19 protein-coding genes, 1 tRNA gene and 1 pseudogene are annotated in these 21,031 nt (G+C 61.8%); 9 read left to right on the plus strand and 12 right to left on the minus strand.

Features of this window, described 5'->3' with window-relative positions:
* Positions 1-23 precede the first annotated feature (23 nt).
* Positions 24-530, minus strand: coding sequence for an Lrp/AsnC family transcriptional regulator (locus tag AMC88_RS10940; protein WP_064825279.1), 507 nt, complete (start codon positions 528-530; stop codon positions 24-26).
* A 164-nt stretch (positions 531-694) separates the two neighbouring features.
* Between AMC88_RS10940 and AMC88_RS10945 the strand changes: the two genes are divergently transcribed.
* Genes AMC88_RS10945 through AMC88_RS10955 form a run of 3 tightly spaced genes read left to right on the plus strand, consistent with a single transcriptional unit; the run spans position 695 to position 4,321 of the window.
* Positions 695-1,924, plus strand: coding sequence for a diaminopropionate ammonia-lyase (locus tag AMC88_RS10945; RefSeq protein ID WP_064825280.1), 1,230 nt, complete (start codon positions 695-697; stop codon positions 1,922-1,924).
* On the plus strand, positions 1,921-3,162 hold the full coding sequence (locus AMC88_RS10950; RefSeq protein ID WP_064825281.1) for a Zn-dependent hydrolase: 1,242 nt from the start codon (positions 1,921-1,923) through the stop codon (positions 3,160-3,162). The genes AMC88_RS10945 and AMC88_RS10950 overlap by 4 nt, the downstream gene beginning before the upstream one ends.
* Position 3,163: 1 nt before the next feature.
* Entirely contained in the window at positions 3,164-4,321 is a 1,158-nt protein-coding gene (locus AMC88_RS10955; protein WP_012483859.1) for a M20 aminoacylase family protein, read from the plus strand.
* 93 nt (positions 4,322-4,414) lie between these two features.
* Here AMC88_RS10955 and AMC88_RS10960 read toward each other — a convergent pair whose 3' ends face one another.
* Positions 4,415-4,795 (minus strand): hypothetical protein, encoded by a 381-nt coding sequence (locus AMC88_RS10960; protein WP_010006852.1) that lies wholly within the window; start codon positions 4,793-4,795, stop codon positions 4,415-4,417.
* Between the two features lie 61 nt (positions 4,796-4,856).
* Positions 4,857-5,525: a hypothetical protein gene (locus AMC88_RS10965; RefSeq protein ID WP_064825282.1), complete on the minus strand. Its 669-nt coding sequence runs from the start codon at positions 5,523-5,525 to the stop codon at positions 4,857-4,859.
* Positions 5,526-5,777: 252 nt separating this feature from the next.
* On the opposite strand from AMC88_RS10965, the gene AMC88_RS10970 reads away from it, so the two are divergent.
* A complete protein-coding gene (locus AMC88_RS10970; protein WP_004671683.1) occupies positions 5,778-6,386 on the plus strand; it encodes a TerC family protein in 609 nt (202 codons plus the stop codon).
* Between the two features lie 151 nt (positions 6,387-6,537).
* On the opposite strand, the gene AMC88_RS10975 is transcribed toward AMC88_RS10970, so the two are convergent.
* Genes AMC88_RS10975 through metG form a run of 3 tightly spaced genes read right to left on the minus strand, consistent with a single transcriptional unit; the run spans position 6,538 to position 9,695 of the window.
* The gene (locus AMC88_RS10975; RefSeq protein WP_064822045.1) at positions 6,538-7,353 is read right to left on the minus strand and encodes an MBL fold metallo-hydrolase; all 816 of its coding nucleotides are present in this window, start codon (positions 7,351-7,353) and stop codon (positions 6,538-6,540) included.
* 4 nt (positions 7,354-7,357) lie between these two features.
* On the minus strand, positions 7,358-8,140 hold the full coding sequence (locus AMC88_RS10980; protein ID WP_064822046.1) for a TatD family hydrolase: 783 nt from the start codon (positions 8,138-8,140) through the stop codon (positions 7,358-7,360).
* 4 nt (positions 8,141-8,144) lie between these two features.
* The gene (gene metG / locus AMC88_RS10985) at positions 8,145-9,695 is read right to left on the minus strand and encodes a methionine--tRNA ligase (RefSeq protein WP_064823125.1); all 1,551 of its coding nucleotides are present in this window, start codon (positions 9,693-9,695) and stop codon (positions 8,145-8,147) included.
* A 233-nt stretch (positions 9,696-9,928) separates the two neighbouring features.
* On the opposite strand from metG, the gene AMC88_RS10990 reads away from it, so the two are divergent.
* Positions 9,929-10,714, plus strand: coding sequence for a sulfite exporter TauE/SafE family protein (locus AMC88_RS10990; RefSeq protein ID WP_064822047.1), 786 nt, complete (start codon positions 9,929-9,931; stop codon positions 10,712-10,714).
* A gap of 71 nt (positions 10,715-10,785) precedes the next feature.
* Here the strand turns inward: AMC88_RS10990 and AMC88_RS10995 are convergent, their stop codons facing one another.
* The 4 genes from AMC88_RS10995 to AMC88_RS11010 all read right to left on the minus strand — a co-directional run bounded on the left by AMC88_RS10995 (position 10,786) and on the right by AMC88_RS11010 (position 15,163).
* Positions 10,786-11,811, minus strand: a complete 1,026-nt coding sequence (locus tag AMC88_RS10995) for a DNA polymerase III subunit delta' (protein ID WP_064822048.1) — start codon at positions 11,809-11,811, stop codon at positions 10,786-10,788.
* A gap of 8 nt (positions 11,812-11,819) precedes the next feature.
* Positions 11,820-12,500: a dTMP kinase gene (gene tmk, locus AMC88_RS11000; protein ID WP_064822049.1), complete on the minus strand. Its 681-nt coding sequence runs from the start codon at positions 12,498-12,500 to the stop codon at positions 11,820-11,822.
* 189 nt (positions 12,501-12,689) lie between these two features.
* Positions 12,690-13,847 (minus strand): D-alanyl-D-alanine carboxypeptidase family protein, encoded by a 1,158-nt coding sequence (locus AMC88_RS11005; RefSeq protein ID WP_081277748.1) that lies wholly within the window; start codon positions 13,845-13,847, stop codon positions 12,690-12,692.
* Between the two features lie 209 nt (positions 13,848-14,056).
* Positions 14,057-15,163, minus strand: coding sequence for a septal ring lytic transglycosylase RlpA family protein (locus AMC88_RS11010; RefSeq protein WP_064822050.1), 1,107 nt, complete (start codon positions 15,161-15,163; stop codon positions 14,057-14,059).
* Positions 15,164-15,632: 469 nt separating this feature from the next.
* On the opposite strand from AMC88_RS11010, the gene AMC88_RS11015 reads away from it, so the two are divergent.
* Together AMC88_RS11015 and AMC88_RS11020 are read left to right on the plus strand one after the other, a co-directional pair.
* Positions 15,633-16,454, plus strand: a complete 822-nt coding sequence (locus AMC88_RS11015; protein ID WP_064825283.1) for an Ig-like domain-containing protein — start codon at positions 15,633-15,635, stop codon at positions 16,452-16,454.
* A 167-nt stretch (positions 16,455-16,621) separates the two neighbouring features.
* A tRNA-Ser gene (locus tag AMC88_RS11020) sits at positions 16,622-16,711 on the plus strand.
* 176 nt (positions 16,712-16,887) lie between these two features.
* Here the strand turns inward: AMC88_RS11020 and AMC88_RS11025 are convergent.
* Positions 16,888-17,375 (minus strand): annotated as a pseudogene (locus AMC88_RS11025) (RidA family protein).
* Between the two features lie 197 nt (positions 17,376-17,572).
* Here AMC88_RS11025 and AMC88_RS11030 point away from each other — a divergent pair.
* On the plus strand, positions 17,573-18,265 hold the full coding sequence (locus tag AMC88_RS11030) for a TetR/AcrR family transcriptional regulator (RefSeq protein WP_064825284.1): 693 nt from the start codon (positions 17,573-17,575) through the stop codon (positions 18,263-18,265).
* Between the two features lie 284 nt (positions 18,266-18,549).
* Here AMC88_RS11030 and AMC88_RS11035 read toward each other — a convergent pair whose 3' ends face one another.
* Positions 18,550-19,977, minus strand: coding sequence for an MFS transporter (locus tag AMC88_RS11035; protein ID WP_010025198.1), 1,428 nt, complete (start codon positions 19,975-19,977; stop codon positions 18,550-18,552).
* A gap of 137 nt (positions 19,978-20,114) precedes the next feature.
* Here AMC88_RS11035 and AMC88_RS11040 point away from each other — a divergent pair, with 137 nt between their 5' ends.
* The gene (locus tag AMC88_RS11040) at positions 20,115-21,008 is read left to right on the plus strand and encodes a LysR family transcriptional regulator (RefSeq protein WP_064825285.1); all 894 of its coding nucleotides are present in this window, start codon (positions 20,115-20,117) and stop codon (positions 21,006-21,008) included.
* Positions 21,009-21,031 lie beyond the last annotated feature (23 nt).

Here is a 21,031-nt window from a genome sequence, read left to right on the forward strand (position 1 = left end):
CGCCTGCGCTGCCTCAGTCCCTCTCAGCTCCGATCCAGTTTCGGATCCAGCGCGACATTCAGGCCCACCTTCACTCTATCCATCGCTACAAAACTGCGGAACCGTTTAACATTCTTGTTGGCGAAAAACAGACGCCGGGTCATGGCTTCATACTCTCCCATGGTTCGGACGACGACGAGAAGAATGAAATCCACTTCGCCCGTCACGTAGTAGCACTGCTGGACTTCAGGAGCCTCGGCGAAGGCTTTCTTCGTCGCGTCATGCGTGGCGCCGAACTCGCTGTGCATTTCGACTTCGACAAAGACCGTGATCTCGTGCCGCACATGGGAAGGTTCTATCACCGCAACGTTGGCGGCGATCGTACCCGTCTCTTCCATCCGCTTGATCCGGCGCTGCACCGCCGGCGCCGACAGGCCGATGACGTCTGCGATCGAGCGCTGCGGTGTCTTGTTGTCCCGCTGGAGAATCTCGAGAATGGCGAGGTCAAAGCGGTCCAGCTCCACCATTTTTGCTGGAACCTTGTCGATCATACATCGATCCTTCGAAGAGGAGCACCGGCGCAGAAGCGAGGAAGAACGCTCCATTTCGGCGATAAGATGAGCGAATGTTTCATAAAGGGCATCAAAATACAGCGCTTTTTTCGGCCTCGATGAAGTAATTATCACGGCAAAGGCATTTTCGAAAGGCAGTCCTGATGTTCCTCCTGAACCAACACGCCGACTACCGCAAACCGATCGATGCAGCCGACGCCGAAGTTTTGGGAGTTGAAGCCGCCAAGACTGTCGAACGTTTCCTGCATCATCGCGAGGGTCACAAGCCGACTCCTTTGCTCTCGCTCGCAAATCTCGCGCGGGAGATCGGAATCGGTTCGATCCTGATAAAGGATGAGGGCCATCGCCTCGGCCTCGGCAGTTTCAAGGCGCTCGGCGGTTCCTATGCGGTGATACGGCTCCTTCTCGAGGAGGCTTCGACGCGCCTCGGCCGCGACGTGGGCGTGGCAGAATTGCAGGATGAGGATGTGAGAGCCATCGCGTCGAAGATGACGGTCGCCTGCGCAACCGACGGCAACCACGGGCGCTCGGTCGCCATGGGCGCGCAGCTCGTCGGCGCCAAATGCTCGATCTTCGTTCATTCGGGCGTCAGCAAGGAGCGCATCGATGCAATTGCCCGCTATGGCGCAGATATGATCCGCGTCGACGGAAATTATGATGACTCCGTTCACGAAGCGGCGCGCGTTGCCGAGGAGAAGAACTGGATCACGGTCTCCGACACGTCGTGGCCGGGCTACGAACGCATCCCGGGCTTCGTGATGCAAGGCTACACCGCATTGCTGACCGAGGCGCTGCGCCAGATGCCGGAGCCGCCGACCCATGTTTTCGTGCAGGCGGGCGTCGGCGGTATCGCCGCCACCGTCGCGGGCCACTTCTCCGTCCTCTTTGGCGACAAGCGCCCCTTCTTCGTGGTCGTCGATCCCTCCCGTGCAGCCTGCATCGTCGAGACAGCGCGCGCCGGACATCCGGTGAAAGTCGATCATGCAGAGGCTACCGTGATGGCGATGCTGGAGTGCTATGAGCCATCGCTGGTGGCGTGGCGGATCCTGTCCCATGCTGCGGACGCATTCATGACGGTCGACGATCCCGATGCGATCGAAGCGATGAAACTGCTTGCGAGCCCTGGCGGGTCCGACCCGGCGGTCGTCGCTGGCGAAAGTGGCGGTGTGGGTCTCGCGGCGCTTCTGAAGGTTGCCGCCGACCCGGAACTGCGGACGAAGATCGGCCTTGATGCGCAGTCCCGCATCTTCCTCATCAACACCGAGGGCGCGACCGCCCCCCTCCTCTACGAGAAATTTGTCGGCGCAACGCCGGCAGTCATAGCGGCGAAGAACGTCGGCCAAAGCGGACGCAAGCAAAAGGTGGCGCGATGAGCGAGATTTCCATCAACGCCGAACGGCTGCTCGGCCGGATCCTTGAGCTCGGCGACGTCGGACGTGAGGACGACGGCCGGCTGATCCGTCTCGCGGCTTCGGATACGGAGAAGCTCGGACGTGACAAATTCGTCTCGTGGATCGAGCGGGCCGGGTTGGAAGTTGCCGTCGACCGCATCGGCAACATATTCGGCATCTGGAAGCCCGCAGCCGTTTCCAACGAGGCACCGCTCATGCTCGGATCGCATATCGATACCGTCATCAACGCGGGCATCTATGACGGATGTTATGGCGTTCTGTCTGGTCTTGAGGTCATCGAGACGCTTGTCGCAGCCGGTTTCCAGCCGTCGCGTCCGATCGTGGTCGCCGCCTTCACCAACGAGGAAGGTGTGCGCTACGCCCCCGACATGATGGGATCGCTCGTCTATGCGGGCGGCCTCGATGTCGACACCGCTCTTGCAACTGTCGGAACGGACGGCACGAAGCTTGGCGAGGAGCTGCGGCGCATCGGCTATGATGGAGAACATCAGCCGGGCTTCATCCGGCCGCATGCCTATATCGAGCTGCATATCGAACAGGGCCCGGTTCTCGAGCGCGAAGGCATCCAGATCGGCGCCGTGGAAAACCTGCAGGGCATCTCCTGGCAGCGGGTAACCATCAGCGGCGACGCCAATCATGCGGGAACGACACCCATCTCGATGCGCCGCGACGCCGGGCATGCCGCCGCGCTCGTCATCACCTTTCTGCGCGAACGCGCAAGGAACTCGAACACGCCGACAGTGGCAACGGTTGGCTGCATGACCTTCGAGCCGAACGCGATCAACGTCATCCCTTCCCGCGCGACCTTCACGGTGGACCTTCGCGATCCGGACGAGGAACGGCTGAGGCAAGAGGAGGCCGCTCTCGAGGCCTACCTTGCGCAGCTGGCGAAGGAGGAAGGCGTGTCCTTCGAGGTCGAGCGTCTCGCCCGCTTTCAGCCGGTGTGGTTCGATGGCAGGATCGTCGACCTGATCGCGAAAGCCGCTGCCAGGCGCGGACACACGGTCCGCCGCATGACCTCTGGTGCGGGCCATGATGCGCAAATGATCACGCGGATCGCTCCCGCGGCGATGATCTTCGTGCCGAGCCTTGGCGGCATCAGCCATAATCCAAAGGAAAAGACCCCGGACGAGGATCTGGTCGCAGGAGCGAACATGCTTCTCGACGTTGCAAAGCAGATTGCGGGCGGAGGAATTTGAAATGGCGATCGATATCGATGCCCTGAAGAACGATATGACGGCGTGGCGGCGCGACCTGCATGCCCAGCCCGAGTTTGGATTCGAGGAGAAGCGAACCTCAGCCTTCGTCGCGGCCAAGCTGCGCGAGTTCGGCCTCGATAACGTAGCGGAGGGTGTTGGAGGAACCGGTGTCGTCGGCACGCTCAAGCGCGGATCCGGCAACCGCTCGATCGCGCTGCGCGCCGACATGGACGCGCTTCGAATTCCCGAGCAGGGAAATCTTTCCTACAAATCGTCGAACCCGGGCGTCATGCACGCCTGCGGCCACGACGGGCACACCACCATGCTTCTCGGAGCCGCCAAACTGCTCGCCGAGGAAGGTGGTTTTGACGGAACCGTCCGTTTCATTTTTCAGCCGGCGGAGGAATGGGGACGCGGCGCGCTTGCCATGCTCGCAGACGGATTGATGGAGCGCTATCCGTTCGAGGAGATCTACGGCATTCACAACATGCCCGGCCTCCCCGTCGGCACATTCGAAACCCGGCCGGGCGCGATCATGTCAGCCGAAGACAATTTCGAGATCGTGCTGCACGGCGTCGGCGGCCATGCTGCGCGCCCCCATTGGGGCAACGAGGTTCTTGTCGCCGCCTGCGCCCTTGTGACCAACCTGCAGACGATCGTCTCACGGCGCCTCAGTCCGACGGACACCTCGGTGGTTTCGGTTACCGAACTCATCACCGACGGAACTCGAAACGCGCTGCCGGGAGAGGCGAGGATTCGCGGCGATGCGCGAAGCTTCCGTTCGGAGGTCAGCGCCGAAATCGAAAAGCAGATGCGCATCATCGCTGAGGGAACCGCTCTTGCCTATAATGTCTCGGCCGAGGTGACCTACACCAGGGAATTCGTTCCGCTGCTCAACGATCCCGATCTGGTCGAGGAGACCTTCGCCGCTGCTCACAGCATTCTCCCCGCGGAAAATGTTCGCATGGCACGGGAGCCGATGACGGGAAGCGAGGACTTCGCACACTTTCTGGAGCATGCGCCCGGCGTGTTCGTGTTCCTCGGCAACGGTGACTCGCCACCGCTGCACAATCCTCGCTATGACTTCTGCGACGACAGCCTGATCCACGGGACCAACTTCCACACTGCTATCGTCCGCCGCCGGCTTCCCCTGCCCTGATTTCACAGGTTGGCTGCGATCACACAGCCGTTGAGAACCGCCAGGCCTGCAGACGCACGCACCTCGTCTTGCGCTCGGGGCACGCTGGATCCTTCACCACCGTCTGGACTGCGAAACATGATCGGCAAATCCGCCTAACAGTACCCCGAACGGCAAGCTTCTGATCGCCCTCGCGGCGACGAAGGCTGCGCCCGTGGCGATGGCGAGCTTTAGCCATGGATAGTCGCCCAGTTGGACATGAGCATTCGCGTCGACGGATGTAGCCTTGGCTTTCAGCGCTGCTTCCGCATCGTCACGCAGCAGGCCGACGCGGGCCTGAAGTAGCCTCAATTCCCGCTGCAGGTGGTGCAGACTTTGGTCGGCCTTGTCGCGCGCGGACTCGGCGGCCGCGTCGGCAAAAGGCGGTTCGCCTTCCGCGACCAGTTCCTCGGGGTCGGGGGGGAGAAAGCCGTCGCGGTTGATGGATGATTGCATCGACATATCCTCGAATGAGTGAGCGCAGCAAGCCCGGCATTGCCGCCGGCCTCGCTGTACATCAATGATCGCGCCGGAAGCTCTGGCTCTGCTGCGATCCGCCTTGCGTCTGCGACTGCCGATCCGATTCGCTCGATGATGCGGAAGCATTGGCGAATCTGTAAGCACGAACCTTGGCGCTTCCATGCGCCGTGTCGCGCGTTACGACAGGCGCCTCGTCGGAAGCCGGCCCCTCGAACGCACTTTCGGATACGGCCAGGTCGTCCGCAGCCTTGCCGCCATGGGCCGAGCCGGCAAAGCCGGTATTCGACCCGCCTTGGCGTCCGCTTTCCGATAGCCAGAGATCCGCCCGCTCGTCGATGTCAATGCTGCCCTCGTCGTCCAGGATGTCATGAACGGTTTCGTAGAGTGCATCATCGATATCGTTGACCTGAACGAGGAAGCCACCTCGCCGCAGACCTTCTGCGTACATCGCGCGATCCTCATCCGGGAAGAAGAAGTCGGCCAGTGCATCGAAGAAGCCGCTGCGGTCGTCGCTCATGACACCGGCATTTTTTGCATCCGCCTCATATCCCGGCATCAATCTTATTCTCGCAACGGGGACGCCGGCATCCTCGAGACGGGAGACGGCGGATTCGGCTTCCGACCGACTGTCGAAAAATGCGGTAAGGCTGCCGCCGCCCACGGGACCTGAAAAACCCCGGTTGGTATCGTTGTGAATGTTGCTCACGGAACTCTCCTCTCGATGTCGCGTTCCAGCCGCCGACCCGACGATTGGTTTCCTGACTCGGAGAACCGGCAGCCGAGATGAATGTTCCACGGCAAGGGTGACCGGTCGGAGGAACAACGGCGGTTCCATAACGTTACCGTCTGTCTTCTCAAAAGCACACAAACCGAATTGCGCAACCTGCAGCACCCGTCGGCGGTTGACGTCAAATCATCGAGACGCTAGCACGGCGCTTGACGCATTGGGGACATTCACATGGACATCTTCACGGCAGCCAGTCTGACGGCTTTGCTGCAGGTCATCGCTATCGACCTTGTTCTCGCCGGCGACAACGCCGTGGTTATCGGTCTTGCCGCTGCCGGCCTCGAGGCCACGCAACGGCGCAAGGCGATCATCGTCGGCATTCTGGCCGCAACCGTTCTGCGTATTCTCTTCGCCAGCGTCGCAGTCTATCTGCTGGCGATCGTCGGCCTGCTCCTGGCCGGCGGCCTGCTGCTGCTCTGGGTCTGCTGGAAGATGTGGCGCGAGCTTCGCAATGGCCAAAGCGAGGAACATCTGGCGGAAAGCGGCGAAGGCGCGCCGAAAAAGACCTTCCTCCAGGCGGCGACCCAGATCGTGATCGCCGACGTCTCGATGTCGCTCGACAACGTTCTCGCCGTTGCGGGTGCTGCGCGCGAACATCCGAGCGTGCTGGTGATCGGCCTCGGTCTGTCGATCGCACTAATGGGGATCGCTGCCAACCTGATCGCCCGGCTGCTCGGCCGCCATCGCTGGATCGCCTATATCGGTCTGCTGATCATCCTCTACGTCTCGCTCGATATGATCTATCGCGGCGCCGTCGAGGTCCTGCCCTATATGCAGTGAGCCTGTATCCGGTCGGGGTTCGCGCCCCGACCGGCTGCGTCCGTTCAGCATGTCGCGCAAAAGTGTGCAGCGGTTTTGCGGCAACGACATGCGAAAACAAAGACCCAAAGCGCACGGAGTGAATTCGAAAAATTCGCGACGCGCTTTAGAATTATGCGCTGACCTCAATCTCGAAGCTCATCTGATCATACGCCGGCACCACATGCTCGGGCGTCTCGCCCATCACCGCATCGTAATCGAGCGGCGTATGCATATGGGTGAGAATCGCCCGTTTCGGCTTGAGCCGGCCGATCCAGTCGAGCGACTGTTCCAGCGACAGATGGCTCGGATGATAGGTATATTGCAGGGCGTCGATGATGAGAACGTCGAGATTCTGCAGCTTCTCGACGGTCTGCGGCGGGAAATCGCTGATATCGCTGCAATAAGCCACGTCACCGATGCGGAAGCCGAGCGATTGGATATCGCCATGCTGCTGGATATGCGGGTAAAAGTCGATCTTGCCGCCGGGGCCGCGAATTTCGACGGGTTCATCGACATTTTCGATGACGACAGGCAGCACGATCGGCGGGTAGTTGCTGCCGGGCGGCGTTTCCAGGCAATAGCGGAAGGCTTCCCGCAGCCTGTCCATCGTATATTGATCGGCAAAGATCGGCACCCGGCGGCGTGTATTGTGGAAATAGCCGCGCAGGTCGTCGATGCCGTGAATATGATCGGCATGCGGATGGCTGTAGAGTACGGCATCGACATGGTCGGCCCCTGCCCTGATCATCTGCTCACGAAAATCAGGCCCGGTATCGACGACGACAGTCGTGACGCCGTCAGGGCCGAATTGCTGCACCATGAAGGAGGCGCGCGTGCGCCGGTTCTTCGGATTATCAGGGTTGCAGGCGCCCCAGTCGCCGGTAATGCGCGGCACGCCCGGTGACGACGAACAGCCGAGAATGGTGAAACGCCGCCGGTAGAGCACGCCGCTAGATCCTTGGCATTTTCGAGAACAGGCGGAAAGCGTTCTCCGTCGTGATCCGGGCGATCTCCGCGTAAGAAGTGCCGATCGTCTCTGCGAGCACTTCAGCCGTGTTGACGACATAGGACGGCTCGTTGCGCTTGCCGCGCCAGCGCTTCGGCGCCAGATAGGGCGCGTCCGTTTCCACCAGCAACCGCTCATGCGGGACCGTCTTGGCAATCTCGCGCAGCTCTTCCGATTTGGGGAAGGTCAGGATGCCCGAGAAGGAAATATAGCCGCCGAGTTCGACGCCGGTCCTTGCCAGTTCCGGACCCGCAGAGAAACAGTGCAGGATGAAGGGAAAGGCCCCTTTCCCCGTTTCCTCGGTCAGGATGGAAGCCATGTCTTCGTCGGCGCTGCGGCTGTGGATGACGAGCGGAAGCTGCGTTTCTCGGGCGGCGGCAATATGCCGGCGAAAGCCGGTCTGCTGGTCTTCGGGCCTTTGCGTGTCGTAGAAATAGTCGAGCCCCGCCTCGCCGATCGCCACCACCTTTTGATGGGCATTCGCCAGGCGCACGAGGTCTTCCGTCTGGATATCCAGCTCGTCGCCGGCATTGTTGGGATGCGTGCCGACGGAGCAGAATACCGAAGGATATTTTTCGGTAATGGCGAGCAGCCCGTCGAGCTTGCGCACGCGCGTCGAGATCGTCACCATCTGTTTGACGCCGGCCTGATGGGCGCGCATGACGATCTCGTCGCGCTCCGCCTCGAAGTCGGCGAAATCGAGATGGCAATGGGTATCGATCAGCACGGCCTCAAGCCTCCGGAGCCACGTAACGCGGGAAGACCGGCGTCGGTGCCTCGAGCGGCGTTCCGGCAACAAGGCGGCCGCCCTCGCCGAGGGCGGCAAAATCGCGTTTGTCGGCAGGCGCCGCCACGAGATCGAGCAGTTTGCCCGATGAATCAGGCATGAAGGGTTGCAGCAGAATGGCGATCTGGCGCACGACTTCGGCGGTGACGTAAAGCACCGTGCCCATGCGCGCCGGATCGGTCTTCTTCAGCGCCCACGGTGCCTGGCCGGCGAAATAGCGGTCGGTTTCGGAAACGACAGCGATGATCGAGGCAAGCGCCCGGTGGATCTGCTGCTTGCCCATGTCCTCGCGCGTCGACGCGTGCAGCGCGTCGGCCTGGGCCAGCATCGCCTTGTCCTCGTTGCTGAGCGGCCCGCATTCCGGGATTTTGCCGTCACAGTTCTTGACGATCATCGACAGTGAGCGGCTGGCGAGATTGCCGATGCCGTTGGCGAGATCGGAATTGATGCGCGTGCCGATCGCCTCTTCGCTGTAGCTGCCGTCCTGGCCGAAGGACACTTCGCGCAGGAAAAAGTAGCGCACCTGATCGAGACCGAAATGGTTCACTAGGTTGACGGGATCGACGACATTGCCGAGCGACTTCGACATCTTCTCGCCCTTGTTGAGCAGGAAGCCGTGGGCAAAGACCCGCTTCGGCAGCGGCAGCTTCGCCGACATCAGGAAGGCCGGCCAGTAAACCGCATGGAAACGGATGATGTCCTTGCCGATAATGTGCACATCCGCCGGCCAGTATTTCGCCCTCGGGCTGTTCCTGTCCTCGATGTAGCCTGTCGCGGTGATATAGTTGGTCAGCGCATCGACCCAGACGTACATGACGTGGGAGGGATCGTTCGGCACCTTGATTCCCCAGTCGAAGGTCGTGCGGGAGACCGAGAGATCCTTGAGGCCTGATTTGACGAAGGAGATCACCTCGTTGCGGCGCTCGGCCGGACCGATGAAATCGGGATTGGCCTCGTAATGCGCCAGCAGCTTGTCCTGATATTCGGAGAGCTTGAAGAAATAGCTTGCCTCTTCCACCCACTCGACGGGCGTGCCCTGCGGGCCGTAGCGCACGCCGTCGGCGCGCAGCTCCGTCTCGTTTTCCTGGTAATAAGCCTCGTCACGCACCGAATACCAGCCGGCATAGCTATCCTTGTAGATGTCGCCATTCTCGGCCATCAGGTTCCAGATATTGCGCGAGGTCTCGTGATGACGCTCCTGCGTGGTGCGGATGAAATCATCGTTCGAAGCGTTGAGCAGCTTCGCCATCGCCTGGAATTCGCCGGAGTTGCGGTCGGCGAGCGCCTGCGCGGTAATCCCCTCGGCGCGCGCTGTCTGCTGCATCTTCTGGCCGTGTTCGTCGGTGCCCGTCAGGAAGAAAACATCCTTGCCATCCAGGCGCTGGTAGCGCGCCATCGCATCCGTCGCGATCAGCTCATAGGCATGGCCGATATGCGGCTTGCCGTTCGGATAGGAAATCGCGGTGGTGATGTAGAAGGGTGTCTTGTCTGTCATGGCGGCCAATGTCCGGCTTACTCTATAAAAATGGTCAGCCGCTCTTAGCGCATGTCACCGTCAAGCGAAACATCAAGTTTTGGCGCCGTCGATGATTTCCGGGACACGGGGTCGTGAACTTGACTCCGCTTCGCACGCAATTTACCGGTCGTCAGAAAGAGGGCGGGACAGAACGAAGTGCCAGTTTTCATCTACCGGGATAGTCGTGGCCGCGCGCCGTCGGAGGCGCTTGCTTGACATTCGAGCCGCTCTATTCGCTTTCCGGCCTGTTCGTCGGCGCGCTTGTCGGCATCACCGGCGTTGGTGGCGGTTCGCTGATGACGCCCCTGCTGGTTCTGCTCTTCGGTGTCCATCCCGCAACGGCCGTCGGCACCGATCTCCTCTATGCGGCGATTACCAAGACTGCGGGCACCGCCGTGCACGGCATGCATGGACGGGTCAACTGGAAGATCGTCGGCAGCCTCGCAGCCGGCAGCGTGCCGGCCGCCTTGCTGATGCTCTGGCTGCTGGCCGGCGTCGATCGCAAAAGCATCGGTGTGACCAACACCATCACGGTCGCGCTCGGCTGGCTGCTTGTCATGACCGCAATCATGCTGGTCTTCCGCGGATCCATACTGGAATTGGCGCGCCGCGCCATTGGCGAGCGCACACCGCCGCGACCGATAACCATTCTGATCCTCACCGTCATTCTCGGCTTCTGCCTCGGCGTCCTCGTCACGCTGACCTCGGTCGGCGCCGGAGCGCTCGGTGTGACGATCCTGCTGGTGCTCTATCCCAAGCTGAATGTGCGCGAGATCGTCGGTTCCGATATCGTCCACGCGGTACCGCTGACCCTGATCGGCGGCACCGGCTACTGGCTGATCGGCGAGATCGACTGGGCGATGCTGTTTGCCCTGCTTGTCGGCTCGATTCCCGGCATCGTCATCGGAAGCCTTCTGGCGCCGAAGCTGCACGAACGCACGATCCGCATCGTCCTGGCTATGACCCTTGCGGTCGTCGCATGGAAGCTGCTGGCGTGAAGCATGTGCAGCGGTTTTGCGGCAAGCGCCTGCGCGAGGCGCTCTTGGCTGACACGGCCTAAAAATCTGGTCTAAAGGCCAGGCTGCTTGATGTCGGCGAGAATGCTGATGACCGTCTGTTTGCGATCGAGATTATAGGCGCTGGAAATGGCAAGCCGCTCGGTAATTTCGGAATAGAGCCGCGCCAGCCGCTCGGCGGTGGCGATTTTCCCCTCGCCCGCTGCCATACGCGCACGGTTCATGATGTCGTCGCCGACATGGCTGACGAAGAAATCGAAGATCGTGTCGCTTTCCTTGCCCGACAGCGCATCGGCCAGCCGGTGCATCGCCTTGCGGGCCGCCGGCCCTTGGGCGGAAAGCACCTCGTCATAGGCCGCGATGATCTCTCCGCCGCCATAGTTCAGGAGTTTCAGGGCTTCGCCGACACTGCCCTTGGCCGCCGCAAGCGCCGCCCCGCCCTCACCCGTTATGCCGAGATGATCAAGGGCTGCCGCCAGCGCCTCGTCCGAAAGCGGCGACAGTTTCAGCGGCAGGCAGCGCGAGCGGATCGTCGGCAGCAGCCGACCCGGCGCATGCGACAGCACCAGAAACAGCGCCCGCTTCGGCGGTTCCTCGAGGATCTTCAGAATGGCGTTGGCCGCATTGCGGTTCATGTCATCGGCCGGATCGATGATGACGATCCGCCAGTTGCCGGTGCCCGACGTCTGCGAGAAGAACTTGCCGGCGCGGCGCACCTCGTCGACCGTTATCGCCGACTTCACCTTGCCGGTCTTTTCGTCCACCGGCCGGGCAAGATGCAGGAGATTGTGCGAGGCGCCGGAGATGATCTGCCGGCTGACGGCGGAATCAGGATCCGGATCGCCGATCGTCTCGGGCGCCGTCTCAGGATCGGGATGCGAAAGCACGTGGTTGGCGAAGCGGAAGGCGAGCGTCGCCTTGCCGATGCCCTCCGGCCCTTCGATCAGGATGGCGTGATGGCCTTTGCCGGATCGGTAGGATTGCGCGAGGAAGGCCTCCGCCTCCTCGTGGCCGAATAATCTCGTGTTCTCGGCGGGCCAGATGGCGCCGTCGAGCAGTCCCGGCCTCTCCTCACTCATAATGGGCTTCACTCATGATGGGCGGCTTCCGGCATCCGGGCGCGGTCGGTAGGCGACTTCAGCTGCTTGACGATCGCCAGGATCTCGGCCGCGATCGCCTCTTCCGTCTGCATGGCGTTGACCACGTGGCAGCGCTCCGGCTCGCGCGCGGCGATATCGAGAAAGGCTTCGCGCCGCTTCTCGTGGGTTTCGAGCCGTTCCTTCTCGAAGCGGTCGGGCGCTTCGGCGGCGCTGCGCTTCTGCGCCCGCTCCAGGCCGACCTTGGCGGGAATGTCGAGGATCAAGGTGCAATCCGGCACGACACCGTTGATGGCGATGCGCTGCAGCGTCTCGATGAAATCGGATTCGAGGTTGCCGGTGATCCCTTGATAGACGCGGGAGGAATCCATGAACCGGTCGCAGAGCACGATCTTGCCGGCGGCAAGCGCTGGCCGGATCACCTCTTCGACATGGTCATTGCGCGCAGCGGCAAAAAGGATCGCCTCCATCCGCGTGCCGAAGGCCTCGGCGGCGCCGGACAGGAGCACGTGGCGCACGGCCTCGGCGCCGGGCGACCCGCCCGGTTCCCGCGTCACCAGCACCTCGTGACCTTCGCTCTTCAGCGTCTCGGCGAGTCGGCGGATCTGCGTGGATTTGCCCGCGCCTTCCCCGCCTTCAAACGTAACGAACAATCCCGTACCGGATGACAATGACAGCTTCCCGCATTCCGGGCGCCGCACGCGCGCGCCCTGCCTCTTCTATCTATCCGAAGACATCGGGAAGGAAAACCTTTCGCCGCGGCGACTTATTCACCTTCCCCGGCAAATTGTATCAGAAGGCCAGGCGTTCAAGACTTCAACATTGGCGTGCGACAGCGCAGCCGCGGAGCGATAACGGCTTCAGCCGGGCGCGGACTTGTCCCAGAGCCAGGAGAAAAACAGCGATTCGCCGAGTTCCAGCATGGCATCGACCGCGCGGCTGCTGAGCGAGCCTTCGCCAACCGCCTGCGCGGTATAGAGCGGGACTTCCCTGAGAAGCCGGCTGCCGGCGAAAATCCTGAGGGTGCCGGCCTGATAATCCGGCTGCACCGGCGCTGTCAGCGGCCAGTGATAGACGATGCGCGCCGACAGCCGGTCGGGGTTGCTGACCGGAATATAGACGCTGACCGGCGCTTTGGCGATGAGATCGACGGTGCGCGCCGTGCCGCCATAGACGCTGGCTGCGCCGATCACTTCATGCTCGGCGAAGATCTGCCGGTTCTCGAAGGCCGTCAGGCCCCATTCGAGCACCCGCTTGGCCTCCTCCGTCCGCTCTTTGTCGGAGGCGATTCCGGCGAGCGCCAGAAACAGCCGCCGACCGTCGCGCTGAACCGAGGCGACGATCGAATACCCCTCACCCTCGGTGAAGCCCGTCGCAAGTCCGTCAGCGCCGAGATCGAGCCCGAGCAGCGGGTTGCGATTGCGCTGGAAGATCCTGTTCCACTCGAAATCGGGCTGGGCAAAATAGGGATAGAGATTGGGATAGGATTGCTGGAGGGCGGCGGCAAGCGTCACCATCTCCCGCGCCGTCACCTTGCTCTTGCCATCCGGAAGGCCTGTGGAATTGCCGAACACCGCCTTCTCCATGCCGATTTCGCGGGCGCGGCGCGTCATCGATTCGGCGAATTGCTGCTCGCTTCCGGCCATGCCCTCGGCGAGGATGATGCAGCTGTCATTGGCGCCCTGGATGGCGACTCCCTTGATCAGGTCCTCGACGCGCACACGCGATTTCAGGGCGGCAAACATCGTCGCCGTCCGCGACGGCGCGCCGCCGGTGCGCCAGGCATATTCGGAAACAGGATATTCGGTATCGAGCGTGATCTGGCCCTTGGTCACCGCCTCGAAGACGAGATCCATCGTCATCAGCTTGGCGAGCGAAGCCGGCGAAAAGCCCTGGTCCTCGTTCTTGGCGAGAAGCACCGTGCCGGTGGAGGCCTCGATCATATAGGCCTGCGCCGCCTTGGTGGCGAAACCTGCAGCGCTCCCATCGGTTGGCTGGGCGCTTGCGGCGAGCGGCATCACGCATGCAAGAGCAAGGGCGGCGAAAGCGCGGCGCGGTTTTGCCGCCGTAATCGCAGCAAGACAAAAGCTTGGAGCGGTTCTGCGCTTCGGTGAAAAGCGCAACCGCTCCAGAAGGCGAAGCACAGGCCTCAGCATCGCAATTCCCATCCGTCAACGGCATTTTTGAGAAGGTTAAAGCGCGGCGAAATCCGATGCAATCGCCCTGCTCAGCGCGCCGCCGATTTTGCCTGCTGGCGCTTGGCCGAGGCCAGGATCGAGGCCTGCGTCAGCCCGTCATTGCGCACCATCACCGCGTCGAAGGCGAGATCGACCGTCACCGTCTTCACGTCCTCGTTCTGATAGCCGAGCGCGAGGGAAGGCTGCGAGCCGCCATAGGGCCGCTCATAGGGCATGGGACCGATCTCAGGCAGCACGACCATCTGTTCGAAGGCCGGTGCGACGTTGGAGGACGGAGCCGGCGGCGCCACCAGGACATGGGCGGCCGGGGCAAGCGCGGGCGCCGCATTGTAGCGTGCGCTCGGCGTCGAGCCGGCATAGGAGGTCGCCGACATCGGCACCGGCACCCTGGCCGGCTGCGCCTCGTAATCTTCCGCGCTCTGCAGCTGATCGCGGGTAATCTTGCGGCTGTTGGAGGCAACCATGACGCCGCTTGCGATCTGCCCTTCCGGATTGACGCCGGGAATGCGGCTGCCCTTCGGCACGTAGGAAGCCATCAAATAGGGCATGTCATGGCCGTCCATGCGGGCCTGGCCGACATATTGCACGCGCACCTTGCCGGTGCCGCTGTGCTGCAGATCCAGCATGTCGGCGGTCTTGTTGGAAAGATCGATGATGCGGCCTTCATGATAGGGGCCGCGATCGTTGACGCGCACGATGATCGACGAGCCGTTCTCGACGTTGGTGACGCGCGCATAGCTCGGCAGCGGGAAAGTCGGATGCGCGGCGGAAAGATGCATCTGGTCGTAGACTTCGCCGTTCGCCGTCAGGCGTCCGTGAAAGGCCGAACCATACCAGGAAGCGATACCGACCTTGTTATAGGAGAAGTCTTCCTTCGGATAATACCACTTGCCCTTCACCACATAAGGATTGCCGACCATGTAGCGGCCGCCGCCCTTGGGAATGTTGTTGCCGGTGGCGACGCGGGGGCTGGCCTTCACGCCATATTCGGATTCGGAGAAATACTCTTTGCCATGGGCCTTTTTCTTCGGCACGGCCTGTGTCGTGCCGCACGCCGCAACCGTCGCACACATCGCCGATATCGCCAGCCACCGCGCTGTCGTGGCGATAGACGCCGCCCCGTATCCCAATCTCATATGTCCCACGCCGCTCAAAGATCGTTATGGTTAAGGAACCTTGCCCCATACTGGGCCAATACGCCTTATCCCCGCCCGCCTAACGAGGCTTTAATCTTGCTAGGTTCGTGGCAAATTTACGAACGTTTTCGCAGCGATAGCGACAATTCTAATGATTATGGTTTATAAATTGCTAACGCCGCAGCCCCTGCCTTGCTCTCCCGTTGCCGCAATCGAGCCCAATTTGAGCGTGCCGAGGCGATACATTCCCTAGACGCGGCGCCTGCTTTTGAGGCTGGATACATCGCCCCAGGGTAGTGGGATCGATTCTCCGATCTCTCTCTTGGTGGCATGACGGCCCCGGCACTGGCTGTCGCTCCCCCAGGGCGTGTAGTTTGCTGCTTGACTCAAAGTGGAGTAGAAAGTTTATTTGCGGCGCTCGGGTCGCAGCCCGGCGTCCTTTCCACGCTCATCTTTAGGGAGACGAGCTATGGCAAATCACAAACCAGCAGTGCCTGACGTGTCGATCCACGACTACGCACCAGCGGAAGCCATTGAAGGAAACCTTCTCGACAACGCCACAGATTCCGACGGCGATCTGCTTCAGGTTCAGTTCGTCAATGGAACAAGAATTCCCAACAAGGCGGGTGAAGCAGGATATCTGACCATTGAGGGTGAGCACGGAACGCTAACGATCTTTAGCAACGGCAGTTATAGTTACACGGTCAGTGATCCCGCAAGCCTTGCGTCCGGTGAAGTCTTCGCCGAAAAATTCTCCTTCAAGATTTCCGATGGAAAAGGCGGCACCGATGTCGCCAATCTCAACATCGGCGTGCATGCGCCTCCGCAAGGGCCGTATTCCATCGATTTCGAGAACGCGCCGACGGAATATCCCGGGCAGCCGGATATCGCCTCGGGCTATGCCGGTTTCAAGTTTGGCGATAAGTTTGACGGCAATCTGTGGACGGTCGCCGAATCCGGCGGCAACGAATACGTCGTCACCAATCCCTACAATCCGTTCTTCGATCGCGTCGACGGCAAGCTCTTCACAGTCGAGGGCGTTGACGTCGCGACGGTTTTCGACCCGGCCTATCAAGGTGTCGATGCCCTTGTGACGTTCGAAGGCTATATCGACGGCAACAAGGTGAGCGAGATGTCGCTGACGGTTTATGGCGACACCATTGCCGATGGCCAGCACATTTCGTTGGCAGCCTTGGGAGCAGTCGATTTCATCCGCTTCGATATTCAGCCCGATGTAGAGCCGACGGGCTTTCCGCAGCTCGCATTTGACAACTTCAGCGTCCTCGTCTGACGACGGTAGAGAAGCGGCCGTCAAAGCCGCTTCTCTACAGAACAAGTTGACGCTGCGGTCAAAGCTGCTAAAAAGCCGGCCTGTGAGTGAATGGGCAGCAAATCGGCAGAAACCACCGATGCACCAGAAATCCCGGGACGGAATTTCTTACAGCTTCTCAATTACTTGGAAGAGTGTCCGAGTGGTTTAAGGAACCGGTCTTGAAAACCGGCGTGCGGGAAACCGTACCGTGGGTTCGAATCCCACCTCTTCCGCCATTTTCCATTTAATGTGCCGGCGTTCAGCCGCCCGATGCAGCGGTGCTTGCGGCTGCCCTTAAGAGATCGAATGCAGGCGGCGGGAGAAAACGGCGGCCCCGCCGTTTTCTGCAGCGATAATCCTCAGGTCGAAAAGTGAGCCGGCAGCCTTGTCGCAGCCGGATCGCTCGCGACCCTTATTCCAGAACGACGACGGCTTCGACCTCGAAGAGCATCGAGTCTATCGCAAGTTTCGGAACCGGGACAAGCGTCTGCGCCGGCAGCGCCGCGCCGAAGGTTTCTTTGACGTTTCTAGTCAGCACTTCGAGCTTGGACATGTCGTGATCGACCACGAAGACCGTAAGCTTGGCGACCTGATCCGGCCGTGCGCCAAGCCCATCGAGAGCGGCACGCAGATTTGCATAGGCCTGTCTAACCTGGACGGCGAAGTCCGGCGACAAGGCGCCGGTGCTGTCCTGGCCACCCTGCCCGGAGATATAGGCCAACCGGGCGCCGCGCGGTGCGATCACCGCCGTGCTGTAGCCGTTCGGCGTCGGGTCGTAGAGGTTTTTCGGATTGACGATGGTTGGCTTCAGGTCGCCCGCAATTGCCGTCGTTGCCGTGGAAACTCCCGTGGTCATGATGATCAGCCCCCGATAAGCAGATGTTTGATGGTGTATGACATGATTTTCTCTTGGTCCTGCGGACTGCGAGCAACGCCGCCCGCAGTCTCCGGATTGAATTCTCATTCGATCGCTGCCTGGTACGACTCGTACAACGTACGATCAAAATACCTCGTACGTTGTACGAGTCAATCGGTCGGAGTCGACATTGGTGGCTTTGTCGGCTTAAAACGACCTTCCGATCATCTAGGAACGACGCATGGCAGCCAAAGGCGGCCCTCAGGATAAACGGCCTCGACGGCGAGCTGGGTCGCTCTCGTCCATGCAGCAGGCGGGCAGTGAGCCGGCGCTTTCGATCGAACGGATCGTCGCGACCGCGATCGAGCTGCTGGACGCCGAAGGTGTCGGCGGATTGAAGATGCGCCGCCTGGCCGATCGCCTCGGCGCGGGCGCGATGAGCCTCTATTGGCACGTCGACAACAAAGAGGAAGTCTTTGATCTGGCGCTCGACTCGGTGCTCGAATATCGCGGGCCGCCGCAAATCGAGGCTGCGGATTGGCGCGCTGAAATCGTTCACATGCTCGAGGACTGGCGTGCCAGCATGCTGCGCCATCCCTGGTCGGCATCGCTGCTGCCGCGCCGGGCGCTCGGCCCGAACATCCTCAGTCGCCTGGAACTGCTGGGCAGGACCTTATCCGAAGCGGGCGTCGCCGAGGCAGATTTGAACGGCGCGATATGGTCGCTCTGGAACTATGTGATCGGCGCGACCATCACCCGTGCGAACTTCGACCTTTCCGACGACGACATGGCCGCCGCGCAGCAGCGCCTTGCCCACCTCAGTGAAAAATATCCGACGATCGAGCGTGTTCGTCTGCTGCTGGATAATGATTGGGACGGCGCTTTCAGGAAAGGTCTGAATTTCCTGCTTGACGGGCTCGTGCCAGGACAATGAATTGGGCTCAGCATCGAGGACTGCTGTTGCGAGGCCCCTCACGATAATAGCGAGTAGATCCAGACGCCGATCGAACCCCAGAAGATCACCGGCGTCAGTATCATTCCTACAACGATAATTTTCGTCACTGCTATAAAACTCCGCAATTCCGCCCCGGGGCGAAAACCTATTGCAGCCGCCGTGAGTTTGGTATCGGCACGAAGTCCGGGTCGGATCGGACCTTGGTCGGTTTGGCGCGCAGGACGACGGGCCGGGGATGTGATCCGTCGCCTCCCCGCCCAGGCTCAATGCCCCGCGGGCGCGCGGCCACGACGGTAAGTCCCGACCGCGATCGCGAGTGCGACGGTGATCAATGCGGCCGCGACGGCAAAAGTGATCTGCATGCCGAGGTGAACGGCCGCGGGAGGCGCGGCAGCGATATCCGATGCCGCCGACGCTCGCGCGAAGATAGCGCCCATGACGGATGCGCCAGTAATCAGCCCGAGATTGCGCGACAGGTTGAGCGTCCCCGAGATGACCCCGCGCCGGCCGGAGGCGACATCTGCCATGACGGCCGTGTTGTTCGCCGCCTGGAACAATTGATAACCGGGCGTGAGGATGGCGATGGCGGCGATGTAGCCGGCAATGCCGGGAAGTGCGGCAAGAGAGATGGCGCCTGACACCATGGCGATGAGCCCCATGGCGATCACCAATGGCGCATCCAGGCGATCGACCAGGCGACCGGCCGGAATGCCGCTCAGGATGGAGATGACGGGACCGATCGACATGACGGCGCCAACGGCAGCCTCGCCGAGGCCCAGCGCACGGGAGAGATAGAAGGGCGCGACCACCAGCGTCGCCATCATGACAGTCGAGACCAACGCGTTCATGATCAGGCTGGCGCTCAGCCCGCGATTGCGGAACGTCGTCAATCGGAGCAGCGGCGATGCCGTTCTCGACTCGGTGAAGACGAAGAGACCGGCGCCGCAAACGGTCGCTGCCAGTAGGGCCAGGTTCAGCGGCCCGAAGCTGCCGCGCCCGATCGTCATTGCCAGCGCATAGGCTGAAAGCGTCGCCGCAAGCAGCACGGTGCCGGCTGTGTCGAAACCGGACTGCTGTGTTTTCCCGCTCTCGGTATCTGCAGGCAGGAAACGGTAAGCGAGAGCGAAGGTGACGGCGCCAAGCGGCACGTTGACGAGGAAGATCGCCGGCCAGCCGAACCCGGCTATCAGAACGCCGCCGAGCGACGGACCGAGAGCAGTGCCGATCGCCGACATGGTGCCGAGCAGCCCCATGGCGCTGCCGGTCTTCGCCTTCGGCACTGTTTCTCCGACAAACGCCATGGTGAGCGCCATCATGATCGCCGCGCCGAGGCCTTGCACCGCCCGCGCAGCGGTGATCAGCCAGAGCGCCGGCGCAAGCGCGCAGAGGACGGAGGCCAGCGTGAAGAGCAAGATACCGATAAGCAGCAGCCGTCTGCGGCCGGTCATATCGCCGAGCCGCCCGACGCTGACGATCAACGTGGTGATGGCAAGGAGATAGGCCAGCATGATCCACTGCGCATCCTGGAAAGAGCCGGCGAATGCCCGCGCCAGGGCCGGCAGGCCGACATTGGCGATGCTGGTGCCGAGCGACGGCAGCAGCATGGAGAGCGAAAGACTGGCGAGTGCCCAGCGGACGGACGTCGGCCGTTCGGCGACCGCCTCACCTTGTTCTGCAATGATCGGCTTCACCTTTACCTCCGTTTCGCGCTCCTAAAATGGAGCTCACGAAACCTAGTCCCACCCGTGGCATGGCGGAAGGCGCAGCATTTGCAATTCATTCATGCATTTGACGCCACATCATGGGGAAAGCATGTTATACCGCATGCATGTCGACACCTGACCTTAACCTGCTTGTCACCCTTGATGTCCTGCTTGCGGAAGGCAGCGTTGCCCGTGCCGCCGAGAGGCTTCGTCTCAGCGCCTCGGCCATGAGCCGGCAACTGGCGCGATTGCGCGAAACCACGGGCGATCCGCTGCTCGTGCGCGCCGGCCGCGGCCTGGTGCCGACACCGCGGGCGCTCGAACTGCGCGAGCGGGTCGGCCGCATCGTCGAGGATGGCCGGGCGGTGCTGCGTCCTGCCGAGGCGCTTGATCTCAGCCGGCTGGTCCGGACGTTCACGCTGCGCGCCAGCGAAGGCTTTGCCGAAAGCTTCGGCCCCGATCTCATTGCTCGTCTCAGCGGGCAAGCGCCCGGCGTGCGGCTGCGTTTCGTTCAGAAACCGGACAAGGACAGCGCGCCGTTGCGCGATGGAAGCGTCGATCTCGAAACCGGTGTCGTCGACGATACGATAGGACCGGAGGTGCGCACGCAAGCCTTGTTCCGCGACCGTTTCATCGGCGTCGTGCGCATCGGGCATCCGCTTTGCCGGGAGGAGATCACGCCCGCCCGTTACGCAGCCGGCGGCCACATCGCCGTCTCGCGGCGCGGGCTCGAGAAGGGATCGATCGATGGCGCTTTGAACGCGCTCGGGCTCGAACGGCAGGTCGCCACCATCGTCGGAGGTTTTTCCACGGCGCTGGCGCTCGCCCGCGCCTCCGACCTGATCGCCAGCGTTCCCGAACGTCACACGCTCGCCTTGCGAGTTGGAATGCACAGTTTCCCGCTTCCCGTCCCGACGCCGGAGCTGACGATTTCACTGCTTTGGCACCCCAGAATGGATGCCGATCCCGGGCATCGCTGGCTGCGCGGTTGCGTTCGTGACGTTTGCGCAGCGACGTGAATGGAGGGCACCGCGAGGCCGAG

Source organism: Rhizobium phaseoli (genome assembly GCF_001664385.1).
Lineage (GTDB): Bacteria > Pseudomonadota > Alphaproteobacteria > Rhizobiales > Rhizobiaceae > Rhizobium > Rhizobium phaseoli.

Excerpts from the sequence above, each read along its gene's own strand:
- AMC88_RS10940 (WP_064825279.1), bottom strand. The coding sequence starts at position 530 with ATGATCGACAAGGTTCCAGCAAAAATGGTGGAGCTGGACCGCTTTGAC.
- AMC88_RS10945 (WP_064825280.1), top strand. The coding sequence starts at position 695 with ATGTTCCTCCTGAACCAACACGCCGACTACCGCAAACCGATCGATGCA.
- AMC88_RS10950 (WP_064825281.1), top strand. The coding sequence starts at position 1,921 with ATGAGCGAGATTTCCATCAACGCCGAACGGCTGCTCGGCCGGATCCTT.
- AMC88_RS10955 (WP_012483859.1), top strand. The coding sequence starts at position 3,164 with ATGGCGATCGATATCGATGCCCTGAAGAACGATATGACGGCGTGGCGG.
- AMC88_RS10960 (WP_010006852.1), bottom strand. The coding sequence starts at position 4,795 with ATGCAATCATCCATCAACCGCGACGGCTTTCTCCCCCCCGACCCCGAG.
- AMC88_RS10970 (WP_004671683.1), top strand. The coding sequence starts at position 5,778 with ATGGACATCTTCACGGCAGCCAGTCTGACGGCTTTGCTGCAGGTCATC.
- metG (WP_064823125.1), bottom strand. The coding sequence starts at position 9,695 with ATGACAGACAAGACACCCTTCTACATCACCACCGCGATTTCCTATCCG.
- AMC88_RS10995 (WP_064822048.1), bottom strand. The coding sequence starts at position 11,811 with ATGAGTGAGGAGAGGCCGGGACTGCTCGACGGCGCCATCTGGCCCGCC.
- AMC88_RS11005 (WP_081277748.1), bottom strand. The coding sequence starts at position 13,847 with ATGCCGCTCGCCGCAAGCGCCCAGCCAACCGATGGGAGCGCTGCAGGT.
- AMC88_RS11010 (WP_064822050.1), bottom strand. The coding sequence starts at position 15,163 with ATGAGATTGGGATACGGGGCGGCGTCTATCGCCACGACAGCGCGGTGG.
- AMC88_RS11015 (WP_064825283.1), top strand. The coding sequence starts at position 15,633 with ATGGCAAATCACAAACCAGCAGTGCCTGACGTGTCGATCCACGACTAC.
- AMC88_RS11030 (WP_064825284.1), top strand. The coding sequence starts at position 17,573 with ATGGCAGCCAAAGGCGGCCCTCAGGATAAACGGCCTCGACGGCGAGCT.
- AMC88_RS11040 (WP_064825285.1), top strand. The coding sequence starts at position 20,115 with ATGTCGACACCTGACCTTAACCTGCTTGTCACCCTTGATGTCCTGCTT.